Source organism: Pirellulales bacterium, assembly GCA_035533075.1.
Taxonomy (GTDB): Bacteria; Planctomycetota; Planctomycetia; order Pirellulales; family JAICIG01; genus DASSFG01.
In genome coordinates, this window is the sequence record DATLUO010000281.1 from 93,218 (window position 1) to 108,673 (window position 15,456).

Genomic DNA, 15,456 nt, shown 5'->3' on the forward strand with positions numbered 1-15,456 from the left:
CGGAGAGACGAGAACGGCGATGTCGAAACAGCGAGTATTGATTGTGGGCGGCGGTCTGGCCGGCCTGGCGGCGACGATGAAGCTGGCCGAGTTGGGCGTCGAGGTCGATTTGATGAGCCTCGCGCCCGTCAAGCGCTCGCACAGCGTTTGCGCTCAGGGCGGCATCAACACGGTCAACAACACCACGCGCCAGCAGGGCGACAGCGAATGGCTGCACTTCGACGACACGGTTTACGGCGGCGATTTTTTGCAGCACCAGCCGCCGGTGAAAGAGATGACCGAATGGGGGCCGCGGATCATCGACTTGATGGACCGGCTGGGCGTGCCATTCAACCGCACGGCAGAGGGTTTTCGCGACCATCGCCGCTTCGGCGGCACGCTCTTCAAGCGGACGGCCTTCGCCGGCGCCACCACCGGCCAACAGTTGCTCTACGCGCTCGACGAGCAGGTGCGGCGATGGGAAGGGGAAGGCCGCGTCGTCAAGTATGAGTTCTGGGATTTCCTGGCACCGGTGCTCGACGGCAACGGCATCTGCCGCGGCGCCGTGGCTCAGGACCTGGTGACGATGGAGATTCGCTCCTTTCCGGCCGATGCCGTGCTGGTGGCTTCCGGCGGCTGCGGCCTGATCTACGGCCGCTCGACGATGTCGATGGCCTGCACGGGCAGCGCCGCCGCCCGTTGCTTTCGCGCGGGCGCCAAGTACGGCAACGCCGAGTTCATTCAGGTACACCCGACGGCGGTTCCGGGCGCCGATAAGCTCCGCTTGATGAGCGAGAGCGCTCGTGGCGAGGGGGGCCGTGTCTGGGTGCCGCGGCGGCCGCAAGACCCGCGCGATCCGCGGCATGTGCCCGAAGCCGAGCGATACTACTTTCTCGAAGAGCGTTATCCGAAATACGGCAATCTCGTACCGCGCGACATCGCCACCCGCGAAATCTTCAACGTCTGCACGCAGGAAGGGTTGAGCGTCGAACCGGACCGGATGTGCGTCTATCTCGATCTCACCCACCTGCCGCGGGCCGTGCTCGACCAGAAGCTGGCAGGCATCCTGGAAATCTACGAAAAGTTCCAGGGCGTCGATCCGCGCGACGTGCCGATGAAGATTTTCCCCGCCGTGCATTACTCGATGGGCGGACTGTGGGTCGATTACGAGCGGACTGCGTCGGGCGGGCTGAAAGCCGGCTCGCCGCGGAACCAGGTGACGAACATCCCCGGCCTATATGCCCTGGGCGAATGCGACTATCAGTATCACGGGGCCAACCGGCTGGGGGCCAATTCGCTGTTGAGCTGCATCTTCAGCGGACTGATGATCGCTCCCGGCGTGCAGAACCTGCTCAAGTCGCTGTCGGGCAAGTCGGCTGCCGAGCAGCCTGCGGGCCTCTTCGAGACTGCCCGCAACGATCACCAGCGAGACCACGACCGGCTGCTCAAGCACACGGGTGGCGGCGAAAACCCGTATCTGCTGCACCAGGAACTCGGCCAGGTCATGACCAAGGCCGCCACCGTGGTGCGGCACAACGATGCCTTGCGAGAGGCTTATGGGCAAGTAAGCGAGTTGGCCGAACGGGTCGAGCGCTGCTCGCTCTCGGACACCGGCAACTGGACCAACCAGAACGTCGTGTTCGCCAAGGCCCTGCGCGACATGTTCCCGCTGGCGAAGACGATCTTGAAAGGCGCTTTGCAGCGCGACGAATGCCGCGGCGCCCATTTCAAGCCGGACTTCGCCTTGCCCGGCCTGAGCGCCGCGTCGCCCGCGGAACTCCGTCGCGAGGCGGAGCAGTGGTGCGACCGGTTCGAGGCCAACACCAAGAGGTGGCTCAAATCGACGATCGCCGTGTTGAAAGACGGCGAACCGGAGTTGAGTTACGAAGACGTCGATACGTCGCTGATTCCACCGCGGCCGCGGCTGTATGGTCTGGTGGGCGCCGAGATCATCGAAGAGGTCTGGAAGCAGCGGCAAGCCAGCCGTCCGCCGCAGCCCTCCACCGACGGTAACGGCGCGACAGTCAAGCCCGCCGTTGCCGTAGCAACGTAGCGTGGGACCAGCGAGCTTGCGAGCGCCGGCCCACCGAGGGGCGGGTGGTCGAGCGATAGACGATTCCCCTGCGGATCCGGAGCTATGAAGACACGAATCATGTACATGGAGAATAAGTCCGCACAGGGCCTCAATGCCGTAGGCCGCATAGGACGGGTTCGTTTCTCCAAGACCTACAAAACGATTTACTACAGGGACCATGTTTTTCATCGGCTGGGCGGGCAGGGCTTCAAAGCCAACTACTACGATGAAGTAACCGGCGATGAGTGGTGGATTTCCGGCCCGCACACAGACGGTGACGATCGCCTGTATGGCGGTCAACGTGGCGTCGAAATCGACGAGGACGTTGCCGAAGAATACTGGCGGGAAATTCGCGGCATGGAACCATCAAAGAATTTGTGACGATGTCTAAGCTAAGCGACTAACTCGCATACGGTTTGCCGAGAGACCGCCGGCTCCCGATCCCCCCTACAATCCAAAATCGAAAATCCAAAATCCAAAATCAAACCTGATGGACCAGTCCACCACCACGCACAGCGCCCCCTCAAGTCACGCGGCTCACGAGCACAACGGCCACGCCGCCGCCCGCCCCACCACGTTCACCGTCCGCGTGCTGCGGCAAGACGCACCGGGCGAGCCGAGCTACTGGGAACGGCACACGGTGCTGCGCGAGAACGACATGAACGTCATCAGCGTGCTGCAGCGCGTCGCCGCGCAGGCCCGCACGTCCGACGGCAAGCCGGTGCCGCCCGTGGCCTGGGACTGCAACTGCCTCGAGGAAGTCTGCGGGGCGTGTACGATGCTGGTGAACGGTCGCGTGCGGCAAGCTTGCACCGCGCTGGTCGACCGGCTGTTGGAAGAAGAGCCCGGCGAGATTGAATTGCGGCCGGTGACCAAGTTCCCGGTCGTCCGCGACCTGGTGGTCGACCGTTCGCGGCTGTTTCGCGCGCTCGAAAAGGTCAAGGCGTGGATCCCGGTGGATGGCTATCACGAAATGGGGCCGGGTCCGCGGCAGTCGCCGGACATGCAGCAGCAGGCCTATCCGCTCAGTCAGTGCATGAGCTGCGGCTGCTGTTTGGAAGCCTGCCCGCAGTATCTCAAGGTGGAGGTGGAGCAGGCCGCCGGCCACGCCGGTGAACCCGCCGAGACCGACGAACAGTTTGCCGAGCGGCAGCGGGTGGAATACGACCGTCACTTCATCGGCGCGCACGCCATCAGCCAGGTGGTGCTGTTCAACACGCATCCGACCGGGGCGCTGAACGCGGGCGAGCGGCTGGACGCCTTGATGGCCGAAGGGGGCCTGCAAGTTTGCGGCAACGCCCAGAATTGCGTGGCGGTTTGTCCCAAGGAGATTCCGCTCACCACTTCCATCGCCCGCGCCGGCCGCGCCACCACGCTGCACTCCCTCAAACGCTGGTTCGATCGTTGAGTTCAGCCGAAATTGGAAAATACCGTAATGTTGCGCGCGCCATGCATGACACGAGCGATTCGCACGCCATGAACATCCGGAAGATAAAAAATGACGTAGCTTCCGACCGAGAAGCTGCGCAGGTCGGGACGAAGATCGTCACGCTTTTCGCCAAGCTCGGGGAAATCCGCCGACAGGCGAAACCGCTCGTAGAACGCACTGACCAGCCGCCGCGCTGCAGCGCGCTTGTCGCGCGCGACATATTCACGGATTTCGGCGAGATCCGTCCGCGCCAGATGGGACAGGGCGAACCGCCTCATGCGCCGTTCTTCTTCGCTCGCAGCCGTCGCGCCTCCGTTTCAATGTCGTCCAAAAACCGCTCCAACGATTCGTCGTCATGCTCGGTAAACTCACCGGTGGAGAACTGTGCTATGCCCGCGTCAAGCTTTGCCAGCAGCCGCTCGCGCTGCTCCAATAGACCGAATGCCGTCCGCACGACTTCACCGGCACTTGGGTAAACTCCACTTTCGACCCGCTGTTGAACAAACGATTCGAACTCTTCGGACAACTGCAAACCCATAAGCACATCTCCCAACAAATCCTCGCTAACCCGTTTGCCGTCTATTTTAACCGCGTAAACGTGACGATGGAAAGTCTCCGACACCCTCTTTTTGTCATGCCACGACCATTCTTCGCCATATCGCTCCGGGCATCCGCCGCGTTCATGCTTCTCTTCGCAGCCTCCGGACGGGCGGCTGACGACGCGGGTTACTCGCTCCAAGACCCCGAGTTGAAGCTGGTGTCGATCGACTCGTCGGCCGATGAATCGTTCTTTTCGGTGCGGGGCGATTCGATGGGCCGGCTGTTTGTCGGCGGCCGGCGCTCGTTGTTCGTGTACGAACCCGACGAGCGAGGAGGCTATCGGCCGCGGCGGCGGTTGTATCAGTTTCCCGATCATACCTGGATCAACGACATCGCCATCCGCGGCGACGACCTCTACCTGCTCACGGTCAGCGCGCTCTACATCTTGCCCGGCGGCGTCACCCAGCGCGACGGGCTGAACGTGCGGCGGCTCGTGTGGGGCGTTCCCCTGGGCCACGTACACCAGTGTTTTCACGCGCTGGCTTGGGGACCGGAGGGCGACCTGTACCTGTCGATGGGCGATCCGGTGGTCGGCTACGGCGACTTCAGCCGGCCCGACCATTGGTGCCATTGGACGTTCTTCAGCCAGCCCGACGACACGCCCACGCCGTACACGGGCGTCGGCGGCGTGTTTCGCTGCCGGCCGGATGGCAGCGGCTTTCAAGTGGTCGCCCGTGGCATGCGGAACGCGTGCGGTCTGGCCTTCGACCGGCACTGGAACCTGTTTTCCAACGACAACGACCACGAGAGCATTCCCGATTTATACGTGCCCGGCCGGCTGCTGTACGCGACGCCGCACGCCGAGTTTTTCTGGCCGCGGGGCTGGATGGTGGAAAAGACGCCCGAGCGCCGCGACCTGCTCGATACGCTGTTCGCCGGCATGGGCCGGGCAGTTCCGGTCGGCCAGGCGTATTATCACGACGACTTCCTGCCGGCCCGTTACCGCGACAACCTGCTCGTGGCCCGCTGGTGTACGCGCAGCGTGACGCGCTATCCGCTCCAGCGGCGGGGCGCCGGCTTCAAGGCCGACGAGCACGTGCTCTTGGCGTGCCAGAACGACGCCCGGCCGGTGGGCGTGTGCGTGGGCCGCGGCGGCCGCATCTTCGCCACGGTGGCCCATATGGCCCACAACGAAGGTTCGCCGGCCTACAAGAGCGACCTCGTGATGATCACCCGCCGCGACGATCCCGCATCGCATCCGTTTGCCGCGATCGATCTTGCGCGGGCCAAGCAGCGGCAACTTTGGGCGGAACTGTCGAACGCATCGTGGTCGAGGCGCAGCGCGGCCCACGTCGAACTGCTGCGGCGCGGCGAGGCGCTGCTCGGCGAGGCGGCCGAACGGCTGCGCCGCGTTTCTCCCGATGATCCCAGCCGGTCCCATTTGATCTGGCTTACTGCGGCCGGCGCTGGCGGCAAGCCCGATGAGTTGATCGCATTTACGCGGGACAAAGGCACCGACATCCGCCTGCAAGCCATTCGGGCGCTGGCCGAGTTTGCCCCTCAAACCACGCCGCGAGAGGTTTTCATCGCCGCCCTGCACGATTCCGACCTGCAAGTGCAACACGCAGCTTTGCTGGCTTTCTTTCGAACGGTTGGCCCTTTGCCCGATGAGGTGCTTGCCGACCCGGCGCGCAGCGGCGATAGCTACTTGCGGCAGACCGCGGCGCTGCTTCTGGCGGAACGAGCGACCTGCGACGACCTGGCGCGTCTCTGCGCCGCCCGCCGCGACGCGGCCAGCCGGTTGGCGGGCGTGTTGGCCGCCGGTTTTCGGCTGACCGTGCCGCCGGCCACGCAGCCGATTGCCGGCGATTTGCCGCTGGCAAAACTCCCTTCTCCGGAGCAACACCTCATCCAGTTCGCCGACGCCAAGATCGATCTCCGCGAGCGCGGACGCATCGGCAACTTCACCATGGCCGAGCACTGGCGGGCAGGCCAACACTCGACCGAGCAAGAGCAACTCTTTTCGCTGTTGGTCGAGCGGCTGGCCGATGCCGACGAGCCGGTCCGCTTGCAGGCCGCCCACTTCTTGCGGTTGCTGAACGACGCCCGGAGCGAACCGGCCGTCGCCCGGGTCGTCGAAGAAAGCGAAGAGCGCCGCCTGGCAGTCGCGCCGTTGAAGGGCGTCGGCCGTGTCTGGCTGGCCGGGCCTTTTGCCGATCACGGGCGGGGTTTTCAAACGGGGCATCCACCCGAAGCGGCGGCCATCGACCTGTCGGCCCTTTATCCGCAAGGCGACGCCAAGATCGCCTGGAAAGAGGTCGAGAACTCCACGCACATCGATCTGGCGCGCAAGTTCGGACCCTGCGACGATGCGTCGTTCTATGCCTATTTCCGCCTGGAGACCGTGCGGCGCGAGCGCGTGCGGCTGATGGTCGGTTCCGACGACGGCGTCAAGGTCTGGCACAACGGCCGCGAGGTCTGGTCGCAGGATGTGGTGCGCGCGGCGCTGCCGTTGCAAGATGTCGTGCCGCTCGTACTTGAGCCGGGCGGCAACGATGTGCTGGTCCGCGTACAAAATGTATCGGGCGACTGCGGCATGTATCTGCACTATCGGGCGTTGGGAAGCGTGGCGCTGCGGTTGCCCGAAAAGCTGGGAGCCGATTCTCTGGCCGAGCGGCTGAAGAGCGCGGCCGGCCAGAGCGGCAACGAGCTAAGCGGCGAGTTTCTCAAGGTCGATTGGACGAAGACCGTGGCCGAGGCCGACGCGGGCCAGGGCCGGCGGCTGTTCGAGAAGCTGGGCTGCGTCAAGTGTCACGCCGTCAGCGCCGATGCCTCCGGCACGGGCGGCCCCAGCCTGGCCGACGCGGCCAAGCGATTCACGCTGGCCTATCTGGTTGAATCCGTGTTGTTGCCCAGCAAGCAAATGTCGCCGCTTTTCCGTCGGACTTCGATCGAAACCGACGCCGGGCAGGTTGTCACCGGCCTGGTGGTGAGTGAGACGGCCGACGGCCTGGAGTTGCTCCAGCAAGACGGCACGCGCCGGACTCTCGTGAAGAGCGAGGTCGCCCGGCGCGATCTCCAGGAGCTTTCGCCGATGCCCGTCGGCATCGTGAAAACGCCCGCGGAGCTAAGCGAGCTGCTGGCCTACCTGCTCCGCGGAGAGCAATGAGCTGATACAATATCGCGGCGTGATGTTGATGGCCAACGTCAGCGAAGCATCGCGCGAGAGTGGCGGAATTGGCAGACGCGCTGGACTTAGGATCCAGTGGGGAAACCCATCCGGGTTCGAGTCCCGGCTCTCGCACTGCAACGAGTTATACTTCACGCGGCCGAGAATGAGACGTGGGTGGCGGCTGGGGCAGAGTCTGGCCGCGTGGAGGCTGGCACCTCGTTGATCTTGGCGGCCGGGCGATGCCCCGGTTGGACGCACCGGGGCATCGCTTGGCCGCCACGCCATTGAAAGTCGGCAGCCGCTATCGGGCCAAGCTCTGCCCCAGCCACCGCTTTTCCTGGCGGGCATTGAACGTTTCCAGCAGCGTGTGGCGGGGCAATCCGTGTGCCAATCGCCGGTCTGTAACGGTTGTGCCGCAAATTACTGATGTAGCGTTGGTGCCGAAGACGATAGGCCCTAAGACGCCGCCGAAAAAAAGGCCGCGCGTGCGCTTGTTCTGCTGTCTGGGCTGGGAAAGGACTTACCCTCATGACGCCGGAATCGCTGTTCCGTCGGTTTTGCCAACGTCTGCGCAAAAAAACGCGCCAACGGCCCCGCTTCACCAAAGCGGGCGTCCTGGGCCGCACCATCGAAAACCTGGAAGACCGCAGTCTTCTCTCGGCCACCTATCTACCCATCAACCCCACGGGCGCCGCCGACCCCTCGAACATGGCCGCGCTCGGCGGACAGGTGCTCTTCGCCGCCAACGACGGTTCCACCGGCGTCGAACTCTGGAAGAGCGACGGTACGGTGTCGGGCACCACGCTCGTCAAAGACATCAATCCGGGCAGCACCGTCATCAACAGCGTGACAACTCCCAACAGCTCCGATCCCACCGATCTGGTGACGGTCGGCGGCTACGTCTACTTCGCCGCCAACGACGGCAGCGACGGCACCCAGCTTTGGAGAAGCGACGGCACCGCCTCGGGCACCACCATGGTGACCGGTCTCAACGCGTCGGGCGGAGGCATCGCTCCGGCCGACCTCACCAACCTCAACGGCAAGCTGTTCTTCGCGGCCAACGACGGCAGCGACGGCACGCAGGTCTGGACCACCGACGGCACCGCGGCCGGCACGGTCATGATCAGCAACCTGCGGCCCTCCAGCGGCGCGGCCGACCCCTCGCAGCTTACGGCCGTCGGCAGCTCGCTCTTTTTTACGGCGAACGCCGGCGCGTCGGGCACTCAGCTTTATGTGACCAGCGGCTCGTTGGCAGGCACGCACCTCGTCTACGGCGTCACCAACGGCACGATCGGCGCTTCACCCTCCGATCTCACCGACGTCAACGGCACACTCTACTACGCGGGCTACGACAGCGTGTACGGCAACCAGTTGTGGAAGAGCGACGGCACGGCCGGCGGCACCGAAATGGTGACCGAAATCGGGTCCGGAAGCTCGTTTCCGACCAGCTTGACCGACGTCGCCGGCACGCTGTATTTCGCGGCCAACGACGGCACGCACGGCGTGCAGCTTTGGAAAAGTGACGGCACCGCCGCCGGCACCACGATGGTCGCCGACATCAATACCAGCGCAGCCGGAGCGAGCTCCTATCCGGCCGAGTTGACCGACGTCGATGGCGTGCTCTACTTCCGGGCCAACGACGGCGTCAACGGCACGCAGCTTTGGAAAAGCGACGGAACCGCGGCCGGAACGACGATGGTGGCAGCCGTCAACGCCGGCAGCGTCGGCTCGACGCCCGACAATCTGACGGCCGCCAACGGTTACCTCTTTTTCACCGCCAATGACGGCGTACACGGCTTCGAACTTTGGCAAAGCGACGGCACGGCGGCCGGCACCACGCTGTTGGCCGACATCAATCCGGGCGCGCCCAGCTCGAACCCCAGCAATCTGACGTCGGCCGGCAACACCCTGTTTGCCGCGGCCAACGACGGCACGCACGGCGTTTCACTGTATGCCGCGGCCATTCCCACCCCGCGGCCCGTGCTGGCCGAGGCAACATACTATTACAGTCCCGGCGGGATGATCACCGCCGCGGCGCCCGGCGTGTTGAGCGGGGCCACACCGACCTCCGGCACGCTCACCGCCGTGCTGGTCAGCCCGCCCTCGCACGGATCGCTGACCCTCCACAGCGACGGCTCGTTCACCTACACGCCCGACGCGGGATTCCGGGGAAAAGACACGTTCACCGTGAGCGCGACGAACGGTTCGAGCAGTTCGGCACAGAACGCCGTCGTGACCGTCGAAAGCTCCGATTACCGCTGGGTGGCTAATCTTTACACCGTGGTGCTCGGCAGGGCGGCGGGCGCCGCCACCGACGCCGAGATCACGTACTGGGTCGACCAGCTCGCCGCCGGAACCACTCGCGCCGAGATCAGCGAAGTCTTCACGCACTCGAACGAGTATGACACGCACCTCGTCAACGGATACTTCGAGCAACTGCTGGGACGCGCCGCCGATCCATCGGCCCTGAGCTATTTCGTGGCCGAACTGGAGGCGGGCGTCTCGTCCGACACCGTGGTGGCACAAATCGTCAGCTCCAGCGAGTTCACGACGATGGCCGGTTCGACCAACGGCTTCGTCAGCAATCTGTATAATGCACTGTTGGGACGCCTGCCCACAGGGGCGGAGTTCAGGTATTGGGTCGGGCAGTTGAATGCTGGCGTCACGCCGCAGGAAGTGGCCAGCATCTTTGTGGCCTCGACGGAATACCGGGAGATTGCGATCAACAATCTGTATGAGCAATATCTGCAGCGGGCCGCCGACGCCGACGGCATGGCCTTCTGGCTGGCGGAGTTCCAGAATGGACAGACGTCGCAGGCATTGGCAGCGACGCTGGCCGCCAGCGAGGAGTTTTACGCCACGTAGCCCGCTTGCTCCGCAAGCGGAACGGCGTTTTCACGTGGCTGGGTTTTCCATAAGTTCGGTCCAAAGGTAGTGGAGAACCGTTCCGCTTGCGGAGCAAGCGGGCTACCTGGGCGGAGCCGAGGAAGACGCGGTGAATGACGCACTGACACCCCTGGGCAAGATGACGGCCTTCTACATCCCGGCGCACAAGCTCGATGCGCCGGCCAGGGAGCACGGCGCCACGCCACGCGACACGATCCACCGGTTCCTGATTGAGCACTTCCGTGCATATACGCACGCTCCTTCGCTGGTGAAAGGCTTCTGGCTCGACGATCAGGGGCGCATGCAGCACGACGTGCTGGAACGTTTCGAGGTTTCATTTGGCGCCGAGCACGAATTCGAACGGCTGGTGGGCTTTCTGCGTCAAATCTGCGCGAGTCTGGGCGAGGAAGCGATTTACCTGACGCGGGGAGAAGAGAGCTTTCTGGTACACCGCAGGTGACGGATTCGCTGGCACGCGATATGCTATGGAGAGCATTCGTCGGCTTAGTGAGCGTCGATGAGAGAAAAAGGGGCCGAGGGAAGAACCATGAGCAACCGTATTGAATTTGTGGGTGGACCGTATGACGGCCACCGTCAAAGTGTGCCGTCGCCGGAGGCCCTGGCCGAAACGGTGGCCTTGCCCGTGAATCGCAACATCTTTCGCATGCTGTCGGGCCTGCCCGCCATGGCCGGTGCCCGCACAACCAGCATTGCCATCTACGAGCTGGAGAAGGCGGACGACTGCGTGCGTTATTTTTTTCTCGGGGCCACTTCGGCCGCGGAGCCGTTTGCCCAGACCTGAGTTGCGACCGGATCGCATCGCGTGGACCGCAGGCGTAGGGTGGGACCAGCGAACTTGCGAGCGCCGGCCCACCGTCGGCGCGACGTCGTTCACGGTGGGCCGGCGCTCGCAAGCTCGCTGGTCGCACCCTACAATGATCTCATGAGCCATCAATGTCATCGGCTTCGCCTCCCGCGGTTGCCTGTCAGTCCGATTCGTTTTGCGTTGGCCGCTCTCGTCGGCGTTTTGATGGCCGTTGGTCCGCATACGATCACGGCGGCCGACGGTCCGACTGAGCCGGAGCCAGCTCTGGCGGAGCGGTCCGACGAACCCGACGTGGGCGAACCGGGCCGCATGAAGTTGAAGCGTCCGGGCGAGCGCGAGTTCATCGTCGATCTGGCCGATCTTATTTCATCGCCCGACGAGCAACACATCCGCGAGATTGCGACCAAGCTGCTCGACGACAAGGCGACGCCGGTCATCGTCGTCACGATCGAGTCGATGGCCAAGTACGGCGGCGACGGCATGCGCATCGAGACCTTCGCCCATCTGTTGTTCGATCAGTGGACGATCGGGCATGCCAAGCTCGACGGTCAGCTCTGGAACACCGGCATCTTGCTGCTGGTGTCGGCTGACGACCGCAAGGCCCGCATTGAGTTGGGCGCGGGCTGGAAGCACGAGCAAGACGCCTTGGCCCAGCAGATCATGGAAGAGCAAATCATTCCGCGTTTTCGCCAGGGCGACTTTTCCGGTGGCATCCTGGCCGGCATCGAAGCGCTCGACAAAATGGCGCGCGGCCTGGAGTTGCCGAAGCCACCCACGCCTTGGTGGCAGCCCGTGTTGGTCGTAGCGGCCATCGCGTTGATGATCTTCACGGTGGTCTCCCTCATTCGCCGCGGCGCCGGCGGTTGGGCCTGGCTCTTGTGGGGAGCGATCTTCTCGATCGTGGGCTACCTGCTTTACTCGTTCCTGAGAAGCTCCATGAACTCGGGCGGAGGCGATTTCTCAGGCGGTTCGTTCGGTGGAGGTTATTCGGGCGGCGGTGGCGCCACGGGGTCGTGGTAACGAGGAGAAACAATAACAATGCAGAGCGTTGCCAAGAAGCTCGCGGCCCACGACTACCAGCGGATCAACGAAGCGGTCGCGGCTGCCGAGGCGAAAACCTCGGCCGAGATTGTGCCGGTCGTGGCGGCCGTATCGGGTCGCTACGATCGGCCGGAAGACATCGTCGGCCTGTGGGCGGCTGCCGGTTCGTTGGCAGCCACGTGGGCGCTGTTGCCCGAACACGCCGGCGCGGGCGACTGGGGATCGTTGCCGCCTTGGGCGTATTTGTTGGTGCTGGTCTTCAGCATGGTGGTGGGCTTTGTCGTGGGCGCGGTCGTCGGTGCTCACGTCGATTGGTTGCGGCACTTGTTCACGCCCGCGCAGCAGATGCGCGACGAGGTGTTCGCCCGCTCGCGACAAGTGTTCTTCGACGGCCGTGTACACCACACGGCCGGCCGGACCGGACTGTTGATTTACGTTTCGCTTTTCGAGCGGATGGCCGCCATCGTCGCCGATGAAGCGGTGGTTGCCAAGCTCGGTCAGCCGGCCTTGGATGAGCTGCGCGACCATCTCACCGCATCGCTGCGCGGGCAGCCATTGGCCGACGCGATTTGCAACACCGTCGCGGCCGCCGGCCGGCGGTTGGCGGCCGTGCTGCCACGCGCCGAAGGCGACGTCAACGAACTGCCCGACGCGCTGGTGGTGCTCGATCGGCGGCTGTAGGGTTTCATGGATTGCCGAGTCCCACGAGCTCGCACGTCAAGATCCGCCGTGTTCCGGCGAATCTACTTTCAAAGGCACAACTGCAAAGGATAACCGTCATGCCGGACTGGGAGTGGATCGTTCATCGCACCACGGAGCTGACGCACGACCATTGGTTGAAAGTGGTGGCATCGGGTGCGGCGCTGGCGTTCAGCAGCTTGTGGGCCTTTTTCTGGACCTGGCGGAGCTGGCGCAGTCGCCAAGACATGGACGTGATTCATGTTTCGCAGAACACGATCGTCGTGCGCCGAACCGGCGCCGACGACACCGAGGAGTTCTGGTTGATCCTCGACGTCCACTTCGAAGATCCTCTGGAGCAAGTCATCTCGCATCCGATGCCGCGACGACTGATCCGGAGAGCCGCCAAGAAGACGACCGAGAACCAACCGTTCCTGGTCTTTCCGAGCGAAGACCGCTGGTACGTCCTGAATCTGGTGCGGCTGGCGATTGCCGAGCCGTTCAAGGTTGGCACGGCCGCCAAGATGGTGCCCGACGCCAGGGTTGCGGAGGTGGAGTGCGTTTTCGCACTCACCTTTGAGCGATACAAAGGGATACGGCAGCGGAAGATCCGCGTGATGCTCGTTCCCCGTGCGGTGCTCGACAACCCGACTGTCTTCGAACGGCCGATGCGGCTGGAAGCGGAATCGCACCGCGATCGGATTACCACCTTGAAAGCGATGCAGCGCGACTGGCTGCGAGGCGAAGAATCGCAGTTCTGCATGAACGTGCGGCTCAACGTGCCGCTGTAGCCGCCCAGGCGAGCGGGAGGCGCGAGTCTCCCGGTAAGGGGAGGTCTTTCTTCCCAGAGGTCGCTATGTAGTGACCGTTGCTCTTCGAGCATGTGGATTCAGAACCAACCGAACGACAATCATCGTCGAGGCAACCGGCGACTTTGATCTTTCGGTAAGAGAGACGCTAACCGCCATGCCGCAATCTAGCCTCATTCCCCGCCAACGATAGACGTTTTTGGCACCGCACCCACAACCGCCCCGCCGACGCTAAAATGTAGGCATGGCCATTAAATCGAGGTGGTATCGCTGGCCCCGCAACGCGCTCTGTTGCATTATGCTTGTCGAAAGCGTGTGGCTGGCCGTGCAGTGGTGGCTGACGAGACGCGAGGAATTGATCTATATGTTCTTCGTCATCGCCGTGCTCGCGGTCGAGCTTTCCATAGAGTGGCACCGCGACAAACAGGCCAAGTAGCTCACCCCGCCCCGGCGGCTGCCGTGGTATGATGGCGGCATGGAAGAGAAACCGTCTGTCAAAGTCGAGCGGCCACGCAAACGCTGGGAGCCGCTGATAAGCTTGAAAGACCTGGCGATGATCGGCGGAGCGATGCTGCTCCTCGGAGCCATTGCCATCGCATGCGTGTTCCTTGCAGTTAACAATTTCAGGGAATAGCCCCTGCCTAATTCCCGCGCACGCCGCTAGGCCCCCGAAACCCGGTTTTCATTTGACAGACTGGCAAATGGAATCACTACCTGCCGCCGTTGCCCGGTTGCCGCGCGCTGGCCGCGGCAGTATAATTCGCGGTTTCGTCGCACGCGATTCTGCCCGCCGGTCCGATGGCGGGAGCGAACATAAACTAAGGAGATTCTCGTGGCAATTCGTGTCGCAATCAATGGTTTCGGCCGCATCGGCCGGCTGGTGTTCCGTAACTTGATGGCCCGGCCCGGCGAGTTCGAAGTCATGGCCATCAACGATCTTACCGATACGGCCGCCCTGGCGAACCTGCTGAAGTACGACAGCATCCATCGCCGCTATCCCGGCACCGTCTCGCACGAAGAAGGGACGCTGATCGTGAGCGGCAAAAAGATCAAGGCGCTCGCCGAACGCGATCCGACCAAGCTCCCCTGGGGCGAGCTGAAGATCGATGTCGCCGTGGAAAGCACCGGCATTTTCACCGGCCGTGCGGGCGGCGGCAAGCCCGGCTACGACACCCACCTGCAGGCCGGTGCCAAACGGGTCGTGCTGAGCGCCCCGGCCAAAGACGGCGCCGACATCACCTGCGTGCTCGGCGTCAACGACGACAAGCTCTCGCCCGCTCACAAATGCATCTCCAACGCAAGCTGCACGACCAACTGCTTGGCGCCGGTGGCCAAGGTGCTGAACGACACCTTCGGCATCGACAAGGGCCTGATGACCACCACGCACGCCTACACCAACGACCAGAACGTACAGGATCTGCCGCACAAAGATCCTTATCGTGCCCGTGCCGCCGCGCTCAACATCATTCCCACCTCGACCGGCGCCGCCAAGGCCGTCGGTCTGGTCATTCCTGAGTTGCAAGGCAAGCTGACGGGCATCTCCATGCGCGTGCCCGTGCCGACCGGCAGCGTGGTCGACCTGACCGCCCTGATGAAACGCGACGTCACGGCCGAAGAGGTCAACCAGGCCATCAAGAGAGCTGCCGAAGGGAAGATGAAAGGAATTCTGTGCTACACGGAAGACCCGATCGTCTCCAGCGACATCATCGGCGACTCGCACAGCTCGATCTTTGCGGCCGACTGGACGCAGGTCATCGGCGGCAACCTGCTGAAGGTCATAAGCTGGTACGACAACGAGTGGGGCTATAGTTGCCGAACCGTCGATCTGATCGAGCGCGTCGGCAAGTTGGGCCAGTAGAGTTTCGGCAAAGCGGTAGGGTGGGGCCAGCGAGCTTGCGAGCGCCGGCCCACCACGTTGCTAATGGTGGGCCGGCGCTCGCACGCACGCTGGCCCCACCCTACCGCGTTGCCGAAACTCTACTGGCCCAACTTGCCGACGCGCTCGATCAGATCGACGGTTCG

Annotated in this window: 15 protein-coding genes and 1 tRNA gene; 14 read left to right on the forward strand and 2 right to left on the reverse strand. The window is 63.7% G+C overall.

Translation table 11 applies throughout. The features are described from left to right. Positions 1 to 19 precede the first annotated feature (19 nt). From sdhA to sdhB, 3 genes are all read left to right on the forward strand, one after another. The gene (gene sdhA, locus VNH11_35250) at positions 20 to 2,032 is read left to right on the forward strand and encodes a succinate dehydrogenase flavoprotein subunit (protein HVA51652.1); all 2,013 of its coding nucleotides are present in this window, start codon (positions 20 to 22) and stop codon (positions 2,030 to 2,032) included. A gap of 84 nt (positions 2,033 to 2,116) precedes the next feature. Further along, positions 2,117 to 2,434 carry a hypothetical protein gene (locus VNH11_35255; protein ID HVA51653.1) on the forward strand — a complete coding sequence of 106 codons (318 nt, stop codon included), beginning with the start codon at positions 2,117 to 2,119 and terminating at the stop codon, positions 2,432 to 2,434. A gap of 109 nt (positions 2,435 to 2,543) precedes the next feature. Beyond that, on the forward strand, positions 2,544 to 3,461 hold the full coding sequence (sdhB, locus tag VNH11_35260; protein ID HVA51654.1) for a succinate dehydrogenase iron-sulfur subunit: 918 nt from the start codon (positions 2,544 to 2,546) through the stop codon (positions 3,459 to 3,461). Between the two features lie 2 nt (positions 3,462 to 3,463). Here sdhB and VNH11_35265 read toward each other — a convergent pair whose 3' ends face one another. Both VNH11_35265 and VNH11_35270 read right to left on the reverse strand, forming a co-directional pair. Further along, positions 3,464 to 3,760, reverse strand: a complete 297-nt coding sequence (locus tag VNH11_35265; GenBank protein ID HVA51655.1) for a type II toxin-antitoxin system RelE/ParE family toxin — start codon at positions 3,758 to 3,760, stop codon at positions 3,464 to 3,466. Further along, positions 3,757 to 4,020, reverse strand: coding sequence for a type II toxin-antitoxin system ParD family antitoxin (locus VNH11_35270; GenBank protein ID HVA51656.1), 264 nt, complete (start codon positions 4,018 to 4,020; stop codon positions 3,757 to 3,759). Before VNH11_35270 ends, VNH11_35265 begins: the two co-directional genes overlap by 4 nt. Before the next feature lie 144 nt (positions 4,021 to 4,164). On the opposite strand from VNH11_35270, the gene VNH11_35275 reads away from it, so the two are divergent. From VNH11_35275 to gap, 11 genes are all read left to right on the forward strand, one after another. Continuing rightward, positions 4,165 to 7,191 carry a c-type cytochrome gene (locus tag VNH11_35275; protein ID HVA51657.1) on the forward strand — a complete coding sequence of 1,009 codons (3,027 nt, stop codon included), beginning with the start codon at positions 4,165 to 4,167 and terminating at the stop codon, positions 7,189 to 7,191. Positions 7,192 to 7,244: 53 nt separating this feature from the next. After that, positions 7,245 to 7,326: transfer RNA gene (locus VNH11_35280), tRNA-Leu, on the forward strand. 396 nt (positions 7,327 to 7,722) lie between these two features. Continuing rightward, complete coding sequence (locus VNH11_35285; GenBank protein ID HVA51658.1) at positions 7,723 to 10,059, forward strand: ELWxxDGT repeat protein; 2,337 nt, start codon at positions 7,723 to 7,725, stop codon at positions 10,057 to 10,059. Positions 10,060 to 10,189: 130 nt separating this feature from the next. Continuing rightward, positions 10,190 to 10,540 carry a hypothetical protein gene (locus VNH11_35290; GenBank protein ID HVA51659.1) on the forward strand — a complete coding sequence of 117 codons (351 nt, stop codon included), beginning with the start codon at positions 10,190 to 10,192 and terminating at the stop codon, positions 10,538 to 10,540. Between the two features lie 87 nt (positions 10,541 to 10,627). Beyond that, entirely contained in the window at positions 10,628 to 10,882 is a 255-nt protein-coding gene (locus VNH11_35295; protein HVA51660.1) for a hypothetical protein, read from the forward strand. A 141-nt stretch (positions 10,883 to 11,023) separates the two neighbouring features. Then, positions 11,024 to 11,926 carry a TPM domain-containing protein gene (locus VNH11_35300; protein ID HVA51661.1) on the forward strand — a complete coding sequence of 301 codons (903 nt, stop codon included), beginning with the start codon at positions 11,024 to 11,026 and terminating at the stop codon, positions 11,924 to 11,926. 18 nt (positions 11,927 to 11,944) lie between these two features. Then, on the forward strand, positions 11,945 to 12,628 hold the full coding sequence (locus tag VNH11_35305) for a hypothetical protein (protein HVA51662.1): 684 nt from the start codon (positions 11,945 to 11,947) through the stop codon (positions 12,626 to 12,628). A gap of 98 nt (positions 12,629 to 12,726) precedes the next feature. Continuing rightward, positions 12,727 to 13,416 (forward strand): hypothetical protein, encoded by a 690-nt coding sequence (locus VNH11_35310; GenBank protein HVA51663.1) that lies wholly within the window; start codon positions 12,727 to 12,729, stop codon positions 13,414 to 13,416. Positions 13,417 to 13,732: 316 nt separating this feature from the next. Beyond that, positions 13,733 to 13,870 (forward strand): hypothetical protein, encoded by a 138-nt coding sequence (locus VNH11_35315; GenBank protein ID HVA51664.1) that lies wholly within the window; start codon positions 13,733 to 13,735, stop codon positions 13,868 to 13,870. A gap of 39 nt (positions 13,871 to 13,909) precedes the next feature. Then, positions 13,910 to 14,068 (forward strand): hypothetical protein, encoded by a 159-nt coding sequence (locus VNH11_35320; protein ID HVA51665.1) that lies wholly within the window; start codon positions 13,910 to 13,912, stop codon positions 14,066 to 14,068. 198 nt (positions 14,069 to 14,266) lie between these two features. After that, positions 14,267 to 15,292 (forward strand): type I glyceraldehyde-3-phosphate dehydrogenase, encoded by a 1,026-nt coding sequence (gap, locus tag VNH11_35325; GenBank protein HVA51666.1) that lies wholly within the window; start codon positions 14,267 to 14,269, stop codon positions 15,290 to 15,292. Positions 15,293 to 15,456 lie beyond the last annotated feature (164 nt).